General features: G+C 61.9%; 16 protein-coding genes. 7 read left to right on the top strand and 9 right to left on the bottom strand.

Translation table 11 applies throughout. The features are described from left to right. The first annotated feature begins 51 nt into the window (after window positions 1–51). The gene (locus AB7M32_RS28365; protein ID WP_092329351.1) at window positions 52–570 is read left to right on the top strand and encodes an acyloxyacyl hydrolase; all 519 of its coding nucleotides are present in this window, start codon (window positions 52–54) and stop codon (window positions 568–570) included. A 109-nt stretch (window positions 571–679) separates the two neighbouring features. Here the strand turns inward: AB7M32_RS28365 and AB7M32_RS28360 are convergent, their stop codons facing one another. The 6 genes from AB7M32_RS28360 to AB7M32_RS28335 form a co-directional block, all read right to left on the bottom strand. Further along, complete coding sequence (locus tag AB7M32_RS28360; protein WP_060740657.1) at window positions 680–985, bottom strand: YkgJ family cysteine cluster protein; 306 nt, start codon at window positions 983–985, stop codon at window positions 680–682. Between the two features lie 27 nt (window positions 986–1,012). Next, window positions 1,013–1,786 carry an SDR family NAD(P)-dependent oxidoreductase gene (locus tag AB7M32_RS28355; RefSeq protein ID WP_454252054.1) on the bottom strand — a complete coding sequence of 258 codons (774 nt, stop codon included), beginning with the start codon at window positions 1,784–1,786 and terminating at the stop codon, window positions 1,013–1,015. 120 nt (window positions 1,787–1,906) lie between these two features. Then, entirely contained in the window at window positions 1,907–3,358 is a 1,452-nt protein-coding gene (phrB, locus tag AB7M32_RS28350; protein ID WP_454252211.1) for a deoxyribodipyrimidine photo-lyase, read from the bottom strand. Window positions 3,359–3,370: 12 nt separating this feature from the next. Continuing rightward, on the bottom strand, window positions 3,371–4,318 hold the full coding sequence (locus AB7M32_RS28345; RefSeq protein WP_454252053.1) for a MerR family transcriptional regulator: 948 nt from the start codon (window positions 4,316–4,318) through the stop codon (window positions 3,371–3,373). Continuing rightward, a complete protein-coding gene (locus tag AB7M32_RS28340; RefSeq protein WP_454252052.1) occupies window positions 4,318–5,280 on the bottom strand; it encodes a YbgA family protein in 963 nt (320 codons plus the stop codon). Before AB7M32_RS28340 ends, AB7M32_RS28345 begins: the two co-directional genes overlap by 1 nt. A 174-nt stretch (window positions 5,281–5,454) precedes the next feature. Next, window positions 5,455–6,441, bottom strand: a complete 987-nt coding sequence (locus AB7M32_RS28335; protein WP_454252051.1) for an NAD(P)/FAD-dependent oxidoreductase — start codon at window positions 6,439–6,441, stop codon at window positions 5,455–5,457. A 196-nt stretch (window positions 6,442–6,637) separates the two neighbouring features. Here AB7M32_RS28335 and AB7M32_RS28330 point away from each other — a divergent pair, with 196 nt between their 5' ends. Then, window positions 6,638–7,537: a TIGR01777 family oxidoreductase gene (locus AB7M32_RS28330; protein ID WP_454252050.1), complete on the top strand. Its 900-nt coding sequence runs from the start codon at window positions 6,638–6,640 to the stop codon at window positions 7,535–7,537. 13 nt (window positions 7,538–7,550) lie between these two features. Continuing rightward, entirely contained in the window at window positions 7,551–8,576 is a 1,026-nt protein-coding gene (gene hemH, locus AB7M32_RS28325; RefSeq protein ID WP_454252049.1) for a ferrochelatase, read from the top strand. A 143-nt stretch (window positions 8,577–8,719) separates the two neighbouring features. On the opposite strand, the gene AB7M32_RS28320 is transcribed toward hemH, so the two are convergent. Both AB7M32_RS28320 and upp read right to left on the bottom strand, forming a co-directional pair. After that, entirely contained in the window at window positions 8,720–9,994 is a 1,275-nt protein-coding gene (locus tag AB7M32_RS28320) for a uracil-xanthine permease family protein (protein ID WP_407805428.1), read from the bottom strand. A gap of 2 nt (window positions 9,995–9,996) precedes the next feature. Then, window positions 9,997–10,635 carry a uracil phosphoribosyltransferase gene (gene upp, locus AB7M32_RS28315; protein WP_003185330.1) on the bottom strand — a complete coding sequence of 213 codons (639 nt, stop codon included), beginning with the start codon at window positions 10,633–10,635 and terminating at the stop codon, window positions 9,997–9,999. Window positions 10,636–10,799: 164 nt separating this feature from the next. Here upp and AB7M32_RS28310 point away from each other — a divergent pair, with 164 nt between their 5' ends. Beyond that, complete coding sequence (locus tag AB7M32_RS28310) at window positions 10,800–11,357, top strand: hypoxanthine-guanine phosphoribosyltransferase (RefSeq protein ID WP_053125250.1); 558 nt, start codon at window positions 10,800–10,802, stop codon at window positions 11,355–11,357. A 3-nt stretch (window positions 11,358–11,360) separates the two neighbouring features. Beyond that, window positions 11,361–11,834 (top strand): WbuC family cupin fold metalloprotein, encoded by a 474-nt coding sequence (locus AB7M32_RS28305; protein ID WP_072409364.1) that lies wholly within the window; start codon window positions 11,361–11,363, stop codon window positions 11,832–11,834. A gap of 126 nt (window positions 11,835–11,960) precedes the next feature. Here the strand turns inward: AB7M32_RS28305 and dauA are convergent, their stop codons facing one another. After that, a complete protein-coding gene (dauA, locus tag AB7M32_RS28300; RefSeq protein WP_454252048.1) occupies window positions 11,961–13,703 on the bottom strand; it encodes a C4-dicarboxylic acid transporter DauA in 1,743 nt (580 codons plus the stop codon). Between the two features lie 264 nt (window positions 13,704–13,967). On the opposite strand from dauA, the gene AB7M32_RS28295 reads away from it, so the two are divergent. Continuing rightward, entirely contained in the window at window positions 13,968–14,453 is a 486-nt protein-coding gene (locus tag AB7M32_RS28295; RefSeq protein WP_072409368.1) for a hypothetical protein, read from the top strand. A 61-nt stretch (window positions 14,454–14,514) separates the two neighbouring features. Continuing rightward, window positions 14,515–14,802 (top strand): PA4642 family protein, encoded by a 288-nt coding sequence (locus tag AB7M32_RS28290; RefSeq protein ID WP_060740669.1) that lies wholly within the window; start codon window positions 14,515–14,517, stop codon window positions 14,800–14,802. Window positions 14,803–14,832 lie beyond the last annotated feature (30 nt).

The raw sequence follows: 14,832 nt of genomic DNA, 5'->3' as shown, positions 1-14,832 counted from the left end.
TTTGTCTGTTTGTAACTAAACTAACTAAGTCTGTTCGGAAAGGATGTTCTAATGAAGCGCTTATTCTGCTTTGCCGCGTTTGCGGCTGCATTGCTGGGGCACACTTACACCGCTCAGGCGGCGGGTGTGGAGTTTGGGGTTGGCCAAACTAGCGACTCGACCATGACCTATCGCTTGGGCATGCAGTTCGACTGGGACAAGAGTTGGTGGCAGAGCGATGTCGGTCGCCTGACCGGTTACTGGAGCGGCGCCTATACCTATTGGGAAGGGGACGAAACTTCCAGCAACCATAGCCTGTCGTTCTCGCCCGTATTTGTGTACGAGTTTTCCGGCCAGAACGTGAAGCCTTACATCGAGGCGGGGGTAGGTGTTGCGCTGTTTGCCAACACCGAGGTGGAAACCAACAAGTTGGGCACGGCTTTCCAGTTCGAGGACCGCATCGGTTTCGGCTTGCGCTTCAATGGTGGACATGAAGTGGGCATTCGCGCCACTCACTACTCCAACGCAGGTATCAAGTCGACCAACGACGGTGTGGAAAGCTACGCGCTGCACTACACGATGCCGCTGTAACACCTGACAATTGTGGGAGCGAGCTTGCTCGCGATAGCGATAGACAGCCACCCTGAAGTTGTCTGACCTGCCGCTATCGCGAGCAAGCTCGCTCTCACAGGTTTTTCGCCTACCGATACGCCGTCGCAATGCCCTGGCGCTCTTCCAGGCATTCCGGCGCGCCCATCTCGAACTCGCGGCAGATCAGCGGGCGCTTTTCGTAGATGGTACACATCATGCTGTCGCGATCCAGGGCCGCGCACCAACCGTCGTCGAGCCGCAGCATCACTTCCCCACCCCAATCGTCCGTGTCGATAAAACGCTCCGGGACCCCGGTGTCGGTAATCAGCATCACTTCCAACTGGCAGCAGCACGCCGCGCATGTCGAGCATGTGACGGCCGGTGCCGGGATTTCATGGAGGGGGATGGTTTTCATGGCGCGCAGTGTAAGGCAATCGGCGGCTCAGGGTCGTCCCTTGATCGGATAGCCGTTTTTTGCCTGGCATGAGTCGATGTCGGCCGGCAGGGTTTCGGTGGATGAAGGCAAGGGCCACAGTGCGGTCATGGACGCGATGGGAAGCGCGACTTCCCGGGGGCGTTCGACCAAGTGATCCAGCACATGCCGCGCCGCTTCTTCTGGCGACCAGTGGGCCGGGAATGGGAAACAATCGCCGGGCCCCTGCGATGGGTCATCGTAGCCAGGGTGCACCAATGTCACATCCACGCCCGCAGAGGCCAGCTCTGCCCGCGTCGACTCGAACAGATGGCGGATCCCGCTTCCACCCGCTTCGATGCTCGAGGGCGGCAGATAAGTCGCCGGGCTGGCAATACCCACCAGATGAGGTTGGGTCCCGACGCGCAACAAGGGCATGGCCACTTCGATGCAGAAACTGGCGGCCAGCAGGTTACTGCGCACGATACGCTCGATCAACGTGTGGTCAGTATGCTGTTCGTCAACATACTCAGCCGTTCCAGCATTGAGGATCACCTGATCCAGTGCACCCCATTGCCGGGCGATCTGTTCACCGATCTCGCGCACGGTCTGGCTGTCGGTCAAATTGCCGGGCACGATCAGCACTTGTCCTGGATAACGTACCGAAAGGGTTTCGCACGAGCGGGGCGAGTGTGAACTGACGGCCAGGTGTGCACCTGTCTCGAGTATCGCTTCAGCCAACGAAGCGCCGATTCCGTTGCCGGCCCCGGTAAGCCAATAGCGCCGGGGCAGTCTTAAACCCATGCCGTACTCCTTTCGATTGCCTACCGCTGATACACGACTTTCAGTAGAGTTCGTACGATTAGTACGACTATATGTTATCGGGTAAATATTGCATCCCGCGCCACGGCAATTTCATGTCCGCTAATCGCCCACCCCTTCAACGGCTGCATTCTGTCGCGTCGGCAGGTTTCTGAACGCTGCCAGCGCACGCGCCCTGGACTCGCGCAAATCGACGATCGGTGCCGGATAATCCACTGCGCCAAACAAGCCGCCCTGGCTATTTGGGCTATGGACCTGTTGCCTATCCAGATCGTTCAGTTCAGGTAACCAGTACTTGATGAACAGGCCCTCGCGGTCAAATTTTTCCGACTGGCTCAACGGGTTGAAGATGCGGAACCAAGGCGCCGAGTCGGTGCCGGTGGAGGCGCTCCACTGCCAGCCGCCATTATTGGCGGCCAGGTCGCCGTCGATCAGGTGCTGCATGAAGAAACGCTCGCCTTCACGCCAATCGATCAGCAGGTTCTTGGTCAGGAACATGGCGACCACCATCCGCAAACGGTTGTGCATCCAGCCGGTTTCCAGCAATTGGCGCATGGCCGCATCGATAATCGGCAGGCCGGTGCGTGCCTGTTTCCAGGCCTCCAGTTCGGTGGGGGCCTTGCGCCACGCCAGCGACTCGGTTTCCGGGCGGAACGCGCGGTGGCGCGATACACGTGGATAGCCCACGAGAATGTGTTTATAGAACTCGCGCCAGAGCAATTCATTTATCCAGGTCACGGCGCCGACGCTTCCACTCTCGAATTCACCCCGGTTGGCTTGTAGCGCGGCATGCAGGCACTGACGTGGCGACACCACCCCGGCTACCAGGTAGGCCGAGAGCTGGCTGGTGCCGGGCCGGGCCGGGAAGTCCCGTTCGTGCTGGTAATCGTCGAGGTGCTGGTCGACAAAACTGTCCAGTCGCCGTCGAGCTTCGGTTTCACCGGCGGGCCAGAGGGCACGCAGTGTTTCGCTGGGCGAGGCGAACCCATCGACCTGCGTCGGCACCGGATCGCGGGCAATGCCGGTGCGGGCCTGCTGGAGCGGTGTGGCGACCAGGCTCGGCAGCGAAAAATGCAGACGGTTGTAGCAGACCTTGCGGAACTGACTGAACACCTGGAAATAATTGCCGGTCTTGGTCAGTACGCTGCCAGGCCTGAACAGCAGTTGATCGAGGTGACGGTGAAGCTCGATGCCCTGGTCATTCAACGCACGGGCGACTTCGGTGTCACGCTGCGTTTCATTCAGGCCGTACTCTTCGTTGACATGCACGGCGCCAACGTTCAGTTCGCGACATAGCTTGAGCAGCACGTGCGGCGCCTGGTGCCAATGCGTTGCCTCGCGAATCAAGAGCGGGATGTTCAATTCATCCAGGGCCGTGCTCAATACGCCGAGGTTGCGCAGCCAGAAATCGATCTTGCACGCTGCGTCGTCATGGGCACGCCATTGTTCGGGGCTGGTCAGGTACACCGCCACGCATGGCCCTTGAGCTGCGGCCGCCGCGAGGGCGGTGTTGTCGTGCAGGCGCAAGTCGCTGCGCAGCCAGATCAGTTGCAGGCTGTTTTCCATCTAAAGGAGTTCTCTGCGGCTCAGTTCGCGATGAGCCGATAGCGGGTCTTCGGCCCAGGACAGGTCAATCATCGAAACGCCTGTGGATAACCGGGCGTGGTGGATCGACGCGGCCGGGCCGGCAATGATGATCGGGCAATCGATTCCACCCAGTAGCTTGGGCAGTTGGGACAGGTTGATGGCGTGACTGGAGTACAACAGGACGCCGCGAGCCTTGAGGCGTTCGACCGCCAGGGCCAGTTCGCCTGCCGGTAGCGGGCTGTCGAACACCTCCACCGGGCAATCGGCGCTGCTGGCCAGCCAAGCGGTGAGCCACAGGTGCGGTTCCTGGGGCAAGTCCGAATGATTGACCAGCAACAGTGGCGCGCCGCGCAACTGACGGTTGTTGTGGTAGATCCGGCTGCCAAACTTGCTGCGCAGCCACGAGTACAGGAAGACCCGTTCCAGTTGCGCGCCGAACTGGCCTTGCCAGCGCGAGTGCAGCTCGGCCAGCAACGGCAAGAGCAATTGCTCGCACACGGACCAGGGCGGATACAGCGCCATCGCCTGGTTGACCAGATCATCGATCTGACGCTCGGCAAGTTGCGTCACCGCCAGCACCAACGCGTGGCGCTGACGCTGCCAGTCGTCTTCCGCCGGCTGCATGGGTTCCGTCGCCAGCGGTGGTGTGTCCAGCAACGGCTTGATCTTGCTTACTGCAACGCCACGATCAATCCAAGTGAGGATACTCAGGATCCGTTGCACATGCTCGGCATTGAACAGCCGGTGGCCCTTGGGCGTGCGATGGGGCACGATCAGTCCGTAACGGCGCTCCCAGGCCCGCAGCGTGACGGCGTTGACACCGGTCTGCCGGGCGACTTCGCGTATGGGCAGCCAGCCTTGCGCCAAGGCCTTGGCAAAGTCGGCACCCAGGTCTTCGCGGGCGCTGGAATCGGGGGTGTTTTTCATTAAATGGCGTTTCGCAAACTGAGGTTTTCCGGGTGTGGTTGCAGGTAGACCTGCTGCGCCAGGTAAGGGTCAGGGTGCTGGCGCAGGTGATGCTTGAGCAAAGTTAGCGGCACCACCAAGGGCACAATGCCGAGACGGTATTGCCCGATGAGATGTTGTACCTCCTGCTTGTCCTCGGCATCGATGGCGCGCTTGAGGTAACCGCTCAGATGTTGCAGCACATTGGTATGGGTGCGGCGGGTGGCGCATTTCTTCAAGGCGGCCATCAATGCACTGAAATAGCGTGGGCCCAGTTCATTGGGATCGGCCTTGCCCATGTCGCCCAGCAATTTCCCCAGGGTCTTGTACTGTTCGGGGTTGTGAGCCATGAGCAGGTATTTGTAGCGCGAGTGGAATTCGAGCAGGTCGCGCCGGGTCAGGCCCTGGCGGCGCAAGGGTTGCCAGGCGGCATAGGCAAACACCCGGGTCAGGAAGTTCTCCCGCAGTACCGGGTCGTTGAGGCGACCGTCTTCCTCCACCGGCAGATCGGGATGGCGTTCACAAAAGGCTTGGGCATAGATGCCGCGCCCGCCGCCTTCCTGGGGCACACCGTTATGGTCATAGACCTTGACCCGCTCCAGTCCGCAGGACGGCGATTTCTGCATGAAGATGTAGCCGCAGAGGTCATCCAGTTCCTCGGCCATTTGCTGCCCATAGTCGGCCAATGGCCGGGTCACATCGAGGTCGCGATTCACCGTACCGAGCGCCTCGGGGTGTTCAGGATTGCCCACCAGGCGAATCGGCTCCCGGGGAATGCCCAGGCCGATGGCGACTTCGGGGCACACCGGCACGAAATCGAAGTAATCGATGAGGGTGCGGCTGCACAACGGCGATTGCTTGTGCCCGCCGTTGAAGCGAACTTCGGCACCCATCAGGCAGGCGCTGACGGCGATTCGGGGTTTGGCGATGGCTGCGCTGGGCATGGGCGACCTCTGATGGCTTAATCTTGTACAAGTTTATATTTATGTACAATATTTTCATCATAGGTCCGAATGCACACAAGTCAACCGGATTCATAGAGGGACTGGTGACGTCAGTGGTGCTGCGGGCAGGCTGCTGTCTCTTTCGACAGCAGCGAAGAGCGATGGGTGACGCGTCTACTGCAGGCTTGCGTGCAGGCGGCGTGCAGCCTCCTGGCCGCTGAGCCATGCGCCTTCGACCCGGCCGGACAGGCACCAGTCACCACACACGTACAGCCCCAGGTCGGCATCGGCCAGGGCGCCCCATTCATGGCTGCCGGCGGGGCGGGCATAGAGCCAACGATGGGCCACGCTGAAGCTTGGTGCGGGCATCGCGCTGTGCAGCAGTTCGGCGAAGGCACCGTGCAGGTGTTCGATCACCGCTTCCTTGGACAGGTCGATGTGCTGCCGGCTCCAGTCGCTGGTGGCGTGCAGTACCCAGGTGTCGAGCTTGCTGTCGCGTCCCGGTTTGCTTCGGTTGCGCGCCAGCCAGTCCAAAGGGCTGTCCTGTACGAAGCAGCCTTCCATGGGCGTATCCAGCGCTGCTTCGAAGGCCAGGGCCACAGCCCAGGTCGGGTCCATCTTCACGCCGGCAGCCACGGCGGCCAGCTTCGGTACGGCCGCCAGCAATGCGGTAGCCTGGGGCGCGGGCGTGGCGATCACCACGTGGCCGAAGGGGCCGTGGGTGAAACCTTCCGCGTCCTGCAGATGCCAATGCTCCTGGCCGCGGTACACCTCGGTGATCCGGCAGGAAAACTGCACCTGCAGTTTGTCGAGCAAGGCACGGGTGATGGCGCTCATGCGCGGGGTGCCGACCCAGCGAGTCTGTTCGTCCGGCGATGGGCTCAATTGCCCATTCTGGAAGTTGTAGAGCTGCGGGTTCCATTCCGCGGCCCAGCCGTTGGCTTGCCAGCGCTGGACCTCCGTGACAAAGCGGCGATCGCGGGCAGTGAAGTACTGCGCGCCCATGTCCAGTGCGCCAGCGTCGCTGCGCTTGCTCGACATGCGTCCGCCACTGCCATGGCTTTTATCGAAGAGTTGAACGACATGCCCAGCCTCCGTCAGGGCCTGGGCGGCTGAAAGTCCGGCGATGCCGGTGCCGATGATCGCGATAGGTACAGTCATGAGGGCCTCGTTTACCTTTCTGTACAGACTACGCCGTCGTTTAAACCTGTACAATTCGGGTTTTTGGTATAAGTTTTACCGTTCGCGTTTGGACAGGTTGTCCTATTGTTAAACACAGACCCCGTCCGATACGAAAAATCCCTGCTTATAAAAATAGACTAATGGGCCGGGTAAAACGCGATTCGAGGAACATCTCATGCACATATTGCTGACCGGCGGTACTGGTTTGATCGGGCGTCAGCTCTGCCGCCTCTGGTTGCAGCAGGGACATCGCCTGACGGTTTGGAGCCGCCGCCCCGAAGAGGTGGCGAAAATCTGCGGGACCTCGGTGCGGGGCGTGGCCAAGCTCGACGAAATTGACGAGCCGGTGGACGCGGTGGTCAACCTCGCCGGCGCCCCCATCGCCGACCGCCCCTGGAGCCACAAACGCAAGATGTTGTTGTGGAGCAGTCGTATCACGTTGACGGAAATTTTGCTGGCGTGGCTGGAGCGTTGCGAACAGAAACCGCAGGTGCTGATTTCCGGTTCCGCGGTGGGCTGGTACGGCGACGGTGGTGAGCGTGAATTGACCGAGGAATCGGGACCGGTGAGCGAAGATTTCGCCAGCCAGTTGTGCATCGCCTGGGAAGAAACCGCGCAACGGGCCGAGGCCTTGGGCCTGCGCGTGGTGCTGGTGCGTACCGGTCTGGTTCTGTCCGCCGAGGGCGGCTTTTTGTCGCGGCTGCTGTTGCCATTCAAGCTGGCGCTGGGCGGGCGTATCGGCAATGGTCGGCAGTGGATGCCGTGGGTTCACATTGACGATCAAATCGCCCTGATTGATTTTCTTCTGCATCGCACCGATGCCAGCGGTCCTTATAATGCATGCGCGCCGAACCCGGTGCGCAACCGCGATTTTGCCAAGGCCCTGGGGCGCGTATTGCATCGGCCGGCCGTAGTGCCGATGCCGGAGCTTGCGCTGAAGGTCACGCTGGGGGAGTTGTCCTTGCTGTTGCTTGGCGGCCAGCGCGCCACGCCGGCCCGATTGCAGGCGGCTGGCTTCACATTCCGGTTCACTGATTTGCCTGCGGCCCTGGAAGACTTGTCCAGCCGCCTTTGAAATAGGACGTTGCATGACCGATCACGCGTTGCTTCTGGTGAATCTGGGTTCGCCTGCCTCCACCTCGGTGGCCGATGTGCGCCGCTACCTCAATCAATTCCTGATGGACCCGTATGTCATCGACCTGCCATGGCCGGTGCGGCGCTTGCTGGTGTCGCTGATCCTGATCAAGCGGCCCGAACAGTCGGCCCACGCCTACGCCTCGATCTGGTGGGAGGAAGGATCGCCGTTGGTGGTGCTCAGTCGCCGGCTGCAACAGGCCATGACCGCGCAGTGGACCCAGGGTCCGGTGGAGCTGGCGATGCGTTATGGCGAGCCGTCCATTGAATCGGCGCTGGTGCGGCTGGCGAGTCAGGGGCACAAGAAGATCACGTTGGCGCCGTTGTATCCGCAGTTCGCCGACAGCACCGTGACCACGGTGATCGAGGAGGCCAAGCGGGTCGTACGGGAAAAGAAGCTCAATGTGCAGTTTTCGATCCTCCAACCGTTCTACGATCAGCCCGAATACCTCGACGCCCTGGTGACCAGCGCCAAGCCGTACCTGATGCAGGAGCACGATCATCTGTTGTTGAGTTTCCACGGCTTGCCGGAACGGCACCTGACCAAGCTCGACCCGACGGGATTTCATTGCTTCAAGGATGCCGACTGCTGCAAGAATGCGCCGCCGGAAGTCATGGCGACCTGTTACCGCGCGCAATGCATCCGCACTGCCGAACTGTTTGCCCAACGCATGGGGCTGGCGGATGGCAAATGGTCGGTGTCGTTCCAGTCGCGGTTGGGGCGGGCCAAGTGGATCGAACCCTACACCGAGGCGCGCCTGGAAGAACTGGCCAAAAGCGGCGTGAAGAAAGTGCTGGTGATGTGCCCGGCGTTCGTGGCCGACTGCATTGAAACCCTGGAGGAAATCGGCGATCGCGGTTGCGAGCAGTTCCGCGCGGCAGGGGGGGAGGAGTTGGTGCTGGTGCCTTGCCTCAATGATGAGCCGCAGTGGGCGCAGGCGTTGAGTACTCTCTGCGAACGGGCTCCGATAGCGTTGTGAGGCTCAAGGGCCTCATCGCGAGCAAGCTCGCTCCCACATGGGCTCTGCGGTGTACACAAATGTTGTGACCACCCGAGATCCACTGTGGGAGCGAGCTTGCTCGCGATGGCTGTCAGGCCGACAACAAAGCCTTCAAGCTTGAGTCAGATCAGCGGCTCATCCGCCTTCTTCTGTTTCCAGCCGTCATTGCCCGGCAGCAGCAGGTTCAGCGCGATCGCCACCACCGCGCACAATGCGATGCCTTTGAGGCCGAAGTCGTCCGGACCGGTGCCCGTGCCCACCAGTACGCCGCCAATGCCGAACACCAGCGTCACCGAAACGATCACCAGGTTGCGCGCCTCGCCCAGGTCGATCTTGTGGCGGATCAGCGTATTCATGCCCACCGCCGCAATCGAACCGAACAACAGGCACAGGATCCCGCCCATCACCGGCACCGGGATGCTTTGCAGCAGCGCGCCGAACTTGCCGATGAACGCCAGGCTGATGGCAAAGATCGCCGCCCAGGTCATGATCTTCGGGTTGTAGTTCTTGGTCAGCATCACCGCGCCGGTCACTTCGGCGTAGGTGGTGTTGGGCGGGCCACCGAACAGCCCGGCGGCGGTGGTGGCAATGCCGTCACCCAGCAGGGTGCGGTGCAGGCCGGGTTTTTTCAGGTAGTCGCGACCGGTCACGCTGCCCACGGCAATCACGCCGCCGATGTGCTCGATGGCCGGTGCCAGGGCGACCGGCACGATGAACAGGATCGCCTGCCAATTGAACTCCGGTGCGGTGAAGGCTGGCAGGGCGAACCAGGGGGCGGCGGCGATTTTCGCGGTGTCCACGACCCCGAAGAAAAACGCCATGGCAAAGCCCACCAGCACGCCGGAAATGATCGGCACCAGGCGGAAAATGCCTTTGCCGAACACCGCCACGATCAGGGTGGTGAGCAGGGCCGGCATCGAAATCATCATCGCGGTCTGATAATGAATCAGCTCGGTGCCGTCGCCGGCCTTGCCCATTGCCATGTTGGCGGCAATCGGCGCCATGGCCAGGCCGATGGAAATGATCACCGGACCGATGACCACTGGCGGCAGCAGCCGGTCGATGAACCCGGTGCCCTTGATCTTCACCGCCAGGCCCAGGAAGGTGTAGACGAAACCCGCCGCCATCACCCCACCCATGGTCGCGGCCAGGCCGAACTGGCCTTTGGCGAGTATGATCGGAGTGATGAAGGCAAAGCTCGAGGCCAGGAACACCGGTACCTGGCGCCCGGTGACGAGCTGGAACAGGATCGTTCCCAGGCCGGCGGTGAACAGCGCCACGTTAGGGTCCAGGCCGGTGATCAGCGGCATCAATACCAGCGCGCCGAAGGCGACGAACAGCATCTGTGCGCCTGACAGGACCTGGCGCCAGAGCGGATCGTTGAACTCATCCCGCATGCTCAAGCGTCCTTCTGCTTGGTGCCGAAGATCTTGTCGCCGGCATCGCCCAGGCCCGGGATGATGTAGCCATGTTCGTTGAGTTTCTGGTCGATGGACGCGGTGTAGATGGTCACATCCGGGTGGGCGTCCTGCACGGCCTTGATGCCTTCGGGGGCAGCAACCAGCACCATGGCGCGGATGTCCCGGCAACCGGCCTTTTTCAACAGGTCGATGGTGGCGACCATGGAGCTGCCGGTGGCGAGCATCGGATCGATGATCATCGCCAGGCGCTCGTCGATTTCCGGCACCAGTTTTTCCAGGTAGGTGTGGGCTTGCAGGGTCTGCTCGTTGCGAGCCACGCCCACGGCGCTGACCTTGGCCCCCGGGATCAGGCTCAGCACGCCTTCGAGCATGCCGATACCGGCGCGCAGGATCGGCACCACGGTGATTTTCTTGCCGGCGATTTTCTCGACCTGGACCGTGCCGGCCCAGCCATCGATTTCGTAGGACTCCAGCGGCAGGTCCTTGGTGGCTTCATAGGTGAGCAGGGCACCGACTTCCTGGGCCAGTTCACGGAAGTTCTTCGTGCTGATATCGGCGCGGCGCATCAGGCCGAGTTTGTGTCTGATCAGCGGATGGCGGATCTCGAGGATGGGCATGGGGAAGGCTCCGGCGGCGGGCAAAAAAACCGGCCTAGATTAATCTATCCGAGGGTGTTGTCCTATAGACAATACAGAACGTTAGTCCACAAACGCTTGATCTGGCCGGGCGGGATGCGTACCTTTGCCGGCTTTTCCGAACCCTGCCACCCCTGGAGAGCGCCATGTCCGCTGATCTCGAGCATATCCGTCAAATCATGCGAGAGGCTGACTGCCTGTACACCGAAGCCGAAGTGGAAGCGGCCATCGCCCGTGTCGGTGCGCAAATCAACGAGCAACTGGCCGATGCCAATCCGGTGGTGTTCTGCGTCATGAACGGCGGCCTGATTTTCTCCGGCAAGCTGCTGACCTATCTGAACTTCCCCCTGGAAGCGTCCTACCTGCACGCGACGCGTTATCGCAACGAAACCAGCGGCGGCGACCTGTTCTGGAAAGCCAAGCCGGAAGTTTCGTTCATCGACCGCGATGTGCTGATCATCGACGACATCCTCGACGAAGGTCATACCCTGGGTGCGATCATCGACTTCTGCAAACACGCCGGCGCCCGCGCCGTGCACACCGCCGTGCTGATCGACAAGGACCACGACCGCAAGGCGCGGCCGGACTTGAAAGCCGATTTCGTCGGCCTGCCGTGTATCGACCGCTACATTTTCGGCTACGGCATGGACTACAAAGGTTACTGGCGCAACGCCAATGGCATTTTCGCCGTCAAGGGGATGTAGTCGATGACTCGGCCAAGTTTCCTGGAACAAGCGTTGTTCGATGAATTGGCCGAGAAAGCCGCGGCCAGTCCTCGCGGACGACAGCACCATAATTTCCATGAGATGGATGAGCCGTGCCACCGCATGGCGGTTGGCTTGCAGCCTTGCACCTACATCCCGCCGCACCGTCACCTGAGCGCCGATAAGGCGGAAACCTTGCTGGTGCTCAAGGGGCGGCTGGGGGTGTTGATTTTCGACGAGGCCGGTGCGGTGGTGGACAAGCGCATCCTGCAGGCCGGTGGCGATTGCCTCGGTGTCGACCTGCCGGCCGGTGTGTATCACGGATTGGTGGTGCTGGAAGCCGACAGCTTGATGTTCGAGTGCAAGGCCGGTCCTTACCGGCCCGTGGGCGAGGGCGAACTGGCCCACTGGGCACCCCGCGAGGGCGAGGCGGGCGTGGCCGAGTACCAGGCCTGGATGCGCGCTCAGTTCGACTGAGCACCGAATCAGGCAGGGCAGCGGAGATTTTGTGGCGAGGGAGCTTGCTCCCGCTTGGGGGCTTGGCACCCACCTGCAATTGGGGCTGCTGCGCAGCCCAGCGGGAGCAAGTTCCCTCGCCACAATTCAAGCAAGTCTTGGATGAGCGGTGCTGCCGCCGGCCAACCACTGCTCACTCTTGACCCGCGCCTGCTCCAGGGTCTGCACATAGGCCAATTGCCGCTGTTCGCGATGAATGCCGGCGCGGCGCAGTTTCAGGCGCACCCTGGGCGCGGTCGCCACCAGGATCAGGCCGATGCCGTGCTTGCGGTAATCCTTCAGGATATTTTCAAACGCAGCCAGCGCCGTCATGTCCAGCATGGGCACGGCACTCATTTCCACGACCACCACCCGAACGGCCGGGTCGAACCGGCGCAGCACATCCAGGGCTTTTTCAGCCGCGCCAAAGAACAACGGTCCACGAATGGCGTAGCAGCGAACATGCCCGGGCATGTCCAGCAGGGCCTGGTGAAAATCGCGCGGCAATTCGGCGCTGTCGGTCAATTCGCTCATGCGCTTGATGAACAGCCCGGCGGCCAGCAGCAGGCCGACGGCGACGGCCAGGACCATGTCGAACAGCACCGTCAGGCCCAGGCAGGTCAGCAGCACCAGCACGTCGCTGCGCGGGGCGATGCGCAGGGTGTGCAGCACATGCCCGGCTTCGCTCATGTTCCAGGCGACCATCACCAGTAGCGCGGCCAGTGCGGCCATGGGCAAGTAACTGAACAGCGGCGCCAGCAGCACAATCGCCACCAGCACCACGAGGCTGTGGATGATCGCGGCCAGCGGTGAAAAGGCGCCACTGCGCACATTGGTGGCGCTGCGGGCAATGGCGGCGGTGGCGGTGATGCCACCGAACAGCGGCGCCACCAGGTTGCCCAGGCCCTGGCCCATCAGCTCGGCATTGGGATCGTGCTTGCTGCCGGTCATGCCGTCCGCTACCACCGCGCACAACAGCGATTCGATGGCTCCGAGCATGGCGATGGCGAAGGCGGGCGCCAGCAATTGGCGGATCAGGTCATAGGACAGGATCAACGGATGTCCCTGGCTGTCCGGCAGGTTCCAGGGCCAGTCGAAGCTGGGTAGAAAGGGCGGGATGCCCGGGTGAGCGATGCCATCGATGACGTAGCTGAAACGTTCGCCCAGCGTCGCGATCGGCCATCCGCCGCGCTCCATCGCCAGCCCCAGCAACGTGCCCACCAGCAGCGCCACCAGATGCCCGGGCACCCGTGGCACCCAGCGCGGCCAGACGATCAGCACCGCCAGGCACACGGCCCCGATGGCCCCATCGCCGAGACGGGCACCGGGCAGCGCCACGATCAATTCGCCCAGTTGTTCGATGTAGTGTTTGGCTTGGCCTGCGGTGGTCAGCCCCAGCAGATCCTTCAGTTGCAAAGTGGCGATGACCACGCCGATGCCCGCGGTGAAGCCGAGGATGACCGGATAGGGGATGTACTGGATCAAGCGGCCGGCGCGTATCAGGCCCAGGGCGATCAAGATCAGGCCGGCGAGCATGGTGCACAGCAGCAGGCCGCCGAGGCCGTATTGTTGGGTGATGGGCAGCAGGATCACCACGAACGCCGCTGTCGGCCCGCTCACGTTGAAGCGCGAGCCGCCGGTGAGGGCGATCAGCGGCGCCGCCACCAACACCGTGTACAGGCCGTGCTGTGGCGGCACGCCGACGGCAATCGCCAGGGCCATGGCCAGGGGGATGGCGATGATGCCGACGGTCAGCCCGGCCACCAGGTCGCCGCGCAGGCGTTCCAGGGTGTAGCCGGCACGCCAGGTCTGGCGCCAGGCGGCGAACAACGGTGGGGCGGAGAAAGACATGAATACTCCTCGCAAGGGGGCTGGCACTGGCCGTGGCGAGGGAGCTTGCTCCCGCTCGAGTGCGTAGCGCTCGCAATATCCTGGGGCGGCTGCGCCATCCAGCGGGAGCAAGCTCCCTCGCCACAAAGGCAGGCGCCAGTGAGATCGACGCTGATGGCCTCTTTGAGTATGCCGCGCCCGCTGTCCGGATGTATTGATCCGAATCGCTTATTTTTACTATTCCTGCTCATGCTAGAGTGCCCGGCCAAGATTCTGGAGGTTGTCATGCGTGTATCGATCCGTCGCTGCGCCACTTCACTGTTGATCGCCAGCCTGCCTTTGATGGCCGTGGCCGCGCCGATGCACAGCCAGTTCCTGCCGCCGGATGACCTGGTGGTGCGCCAGGAACAGCCCGAACAGCAACAGTTACTGCAAGTGACCGAGTATTCGGTGGTGCTGGGTAACCAGCGCCAGTCCAACCAGCAACCGATCCCGGTCACTTCGCCCTTGCTGGTCCGTCTCAAGGGCAAGTCTTTGAACAAGGGGGCGACCATCAGCCAGGTGATCCTCAACTTCGACGGCGAAAGCAAAAGCTTGAAGAAACCGGCCTTCGACGAGGCGAGCAAGACCCTGACGCTGTCTTATCCACAGGCCCAGTACCGGGTGGTCATCGATCTGTTGCGCAACAACACGGTCTACGTGCAGTTCCTCACCTACGCCAACGGCCATATCTGGGCCGACCTGCACACCGGCACCGAACGCCCGCGTTGAGCCCTGAGGCCTGCCGGGGGTAAACTGCCCGCCCCGTGAATTGTGCGAGTTGGAGCCGGCAATGCGTAAAGACAAGAAACAAGTGATTGGCGACGAGATTGGCGACGAGCAGATCAAGCTGTTCCTCAATTTCGAACCGGTCGATGCCACTTCGCCGTCGTTGCACAAACTGATCAAGGCCTACCGTGGCCTGCGGGTCGATGATTTCGAGCGCTTCTTGACGTTCTTCGTCGAGGCCGGCCATGACCTCGACGGTAAGGACGAGCACGGCAACGATTTCGTTGCGCTGATCCAGGACCAGCGCAATGCCGAGGAATACATCGAATTGATCAACAAGGCGCGCCGCTGAATTGAACCCCTGTCAACGCTCTTCGGAGCG

Source organism: Pseudomonas sp. R151218B TE3479, from assembly GCF_053629195.1.
Note: the sequence above shows the minus strand (reverse complement) of the source record. Positions and strands in the feature narration are given on the sequence as shown.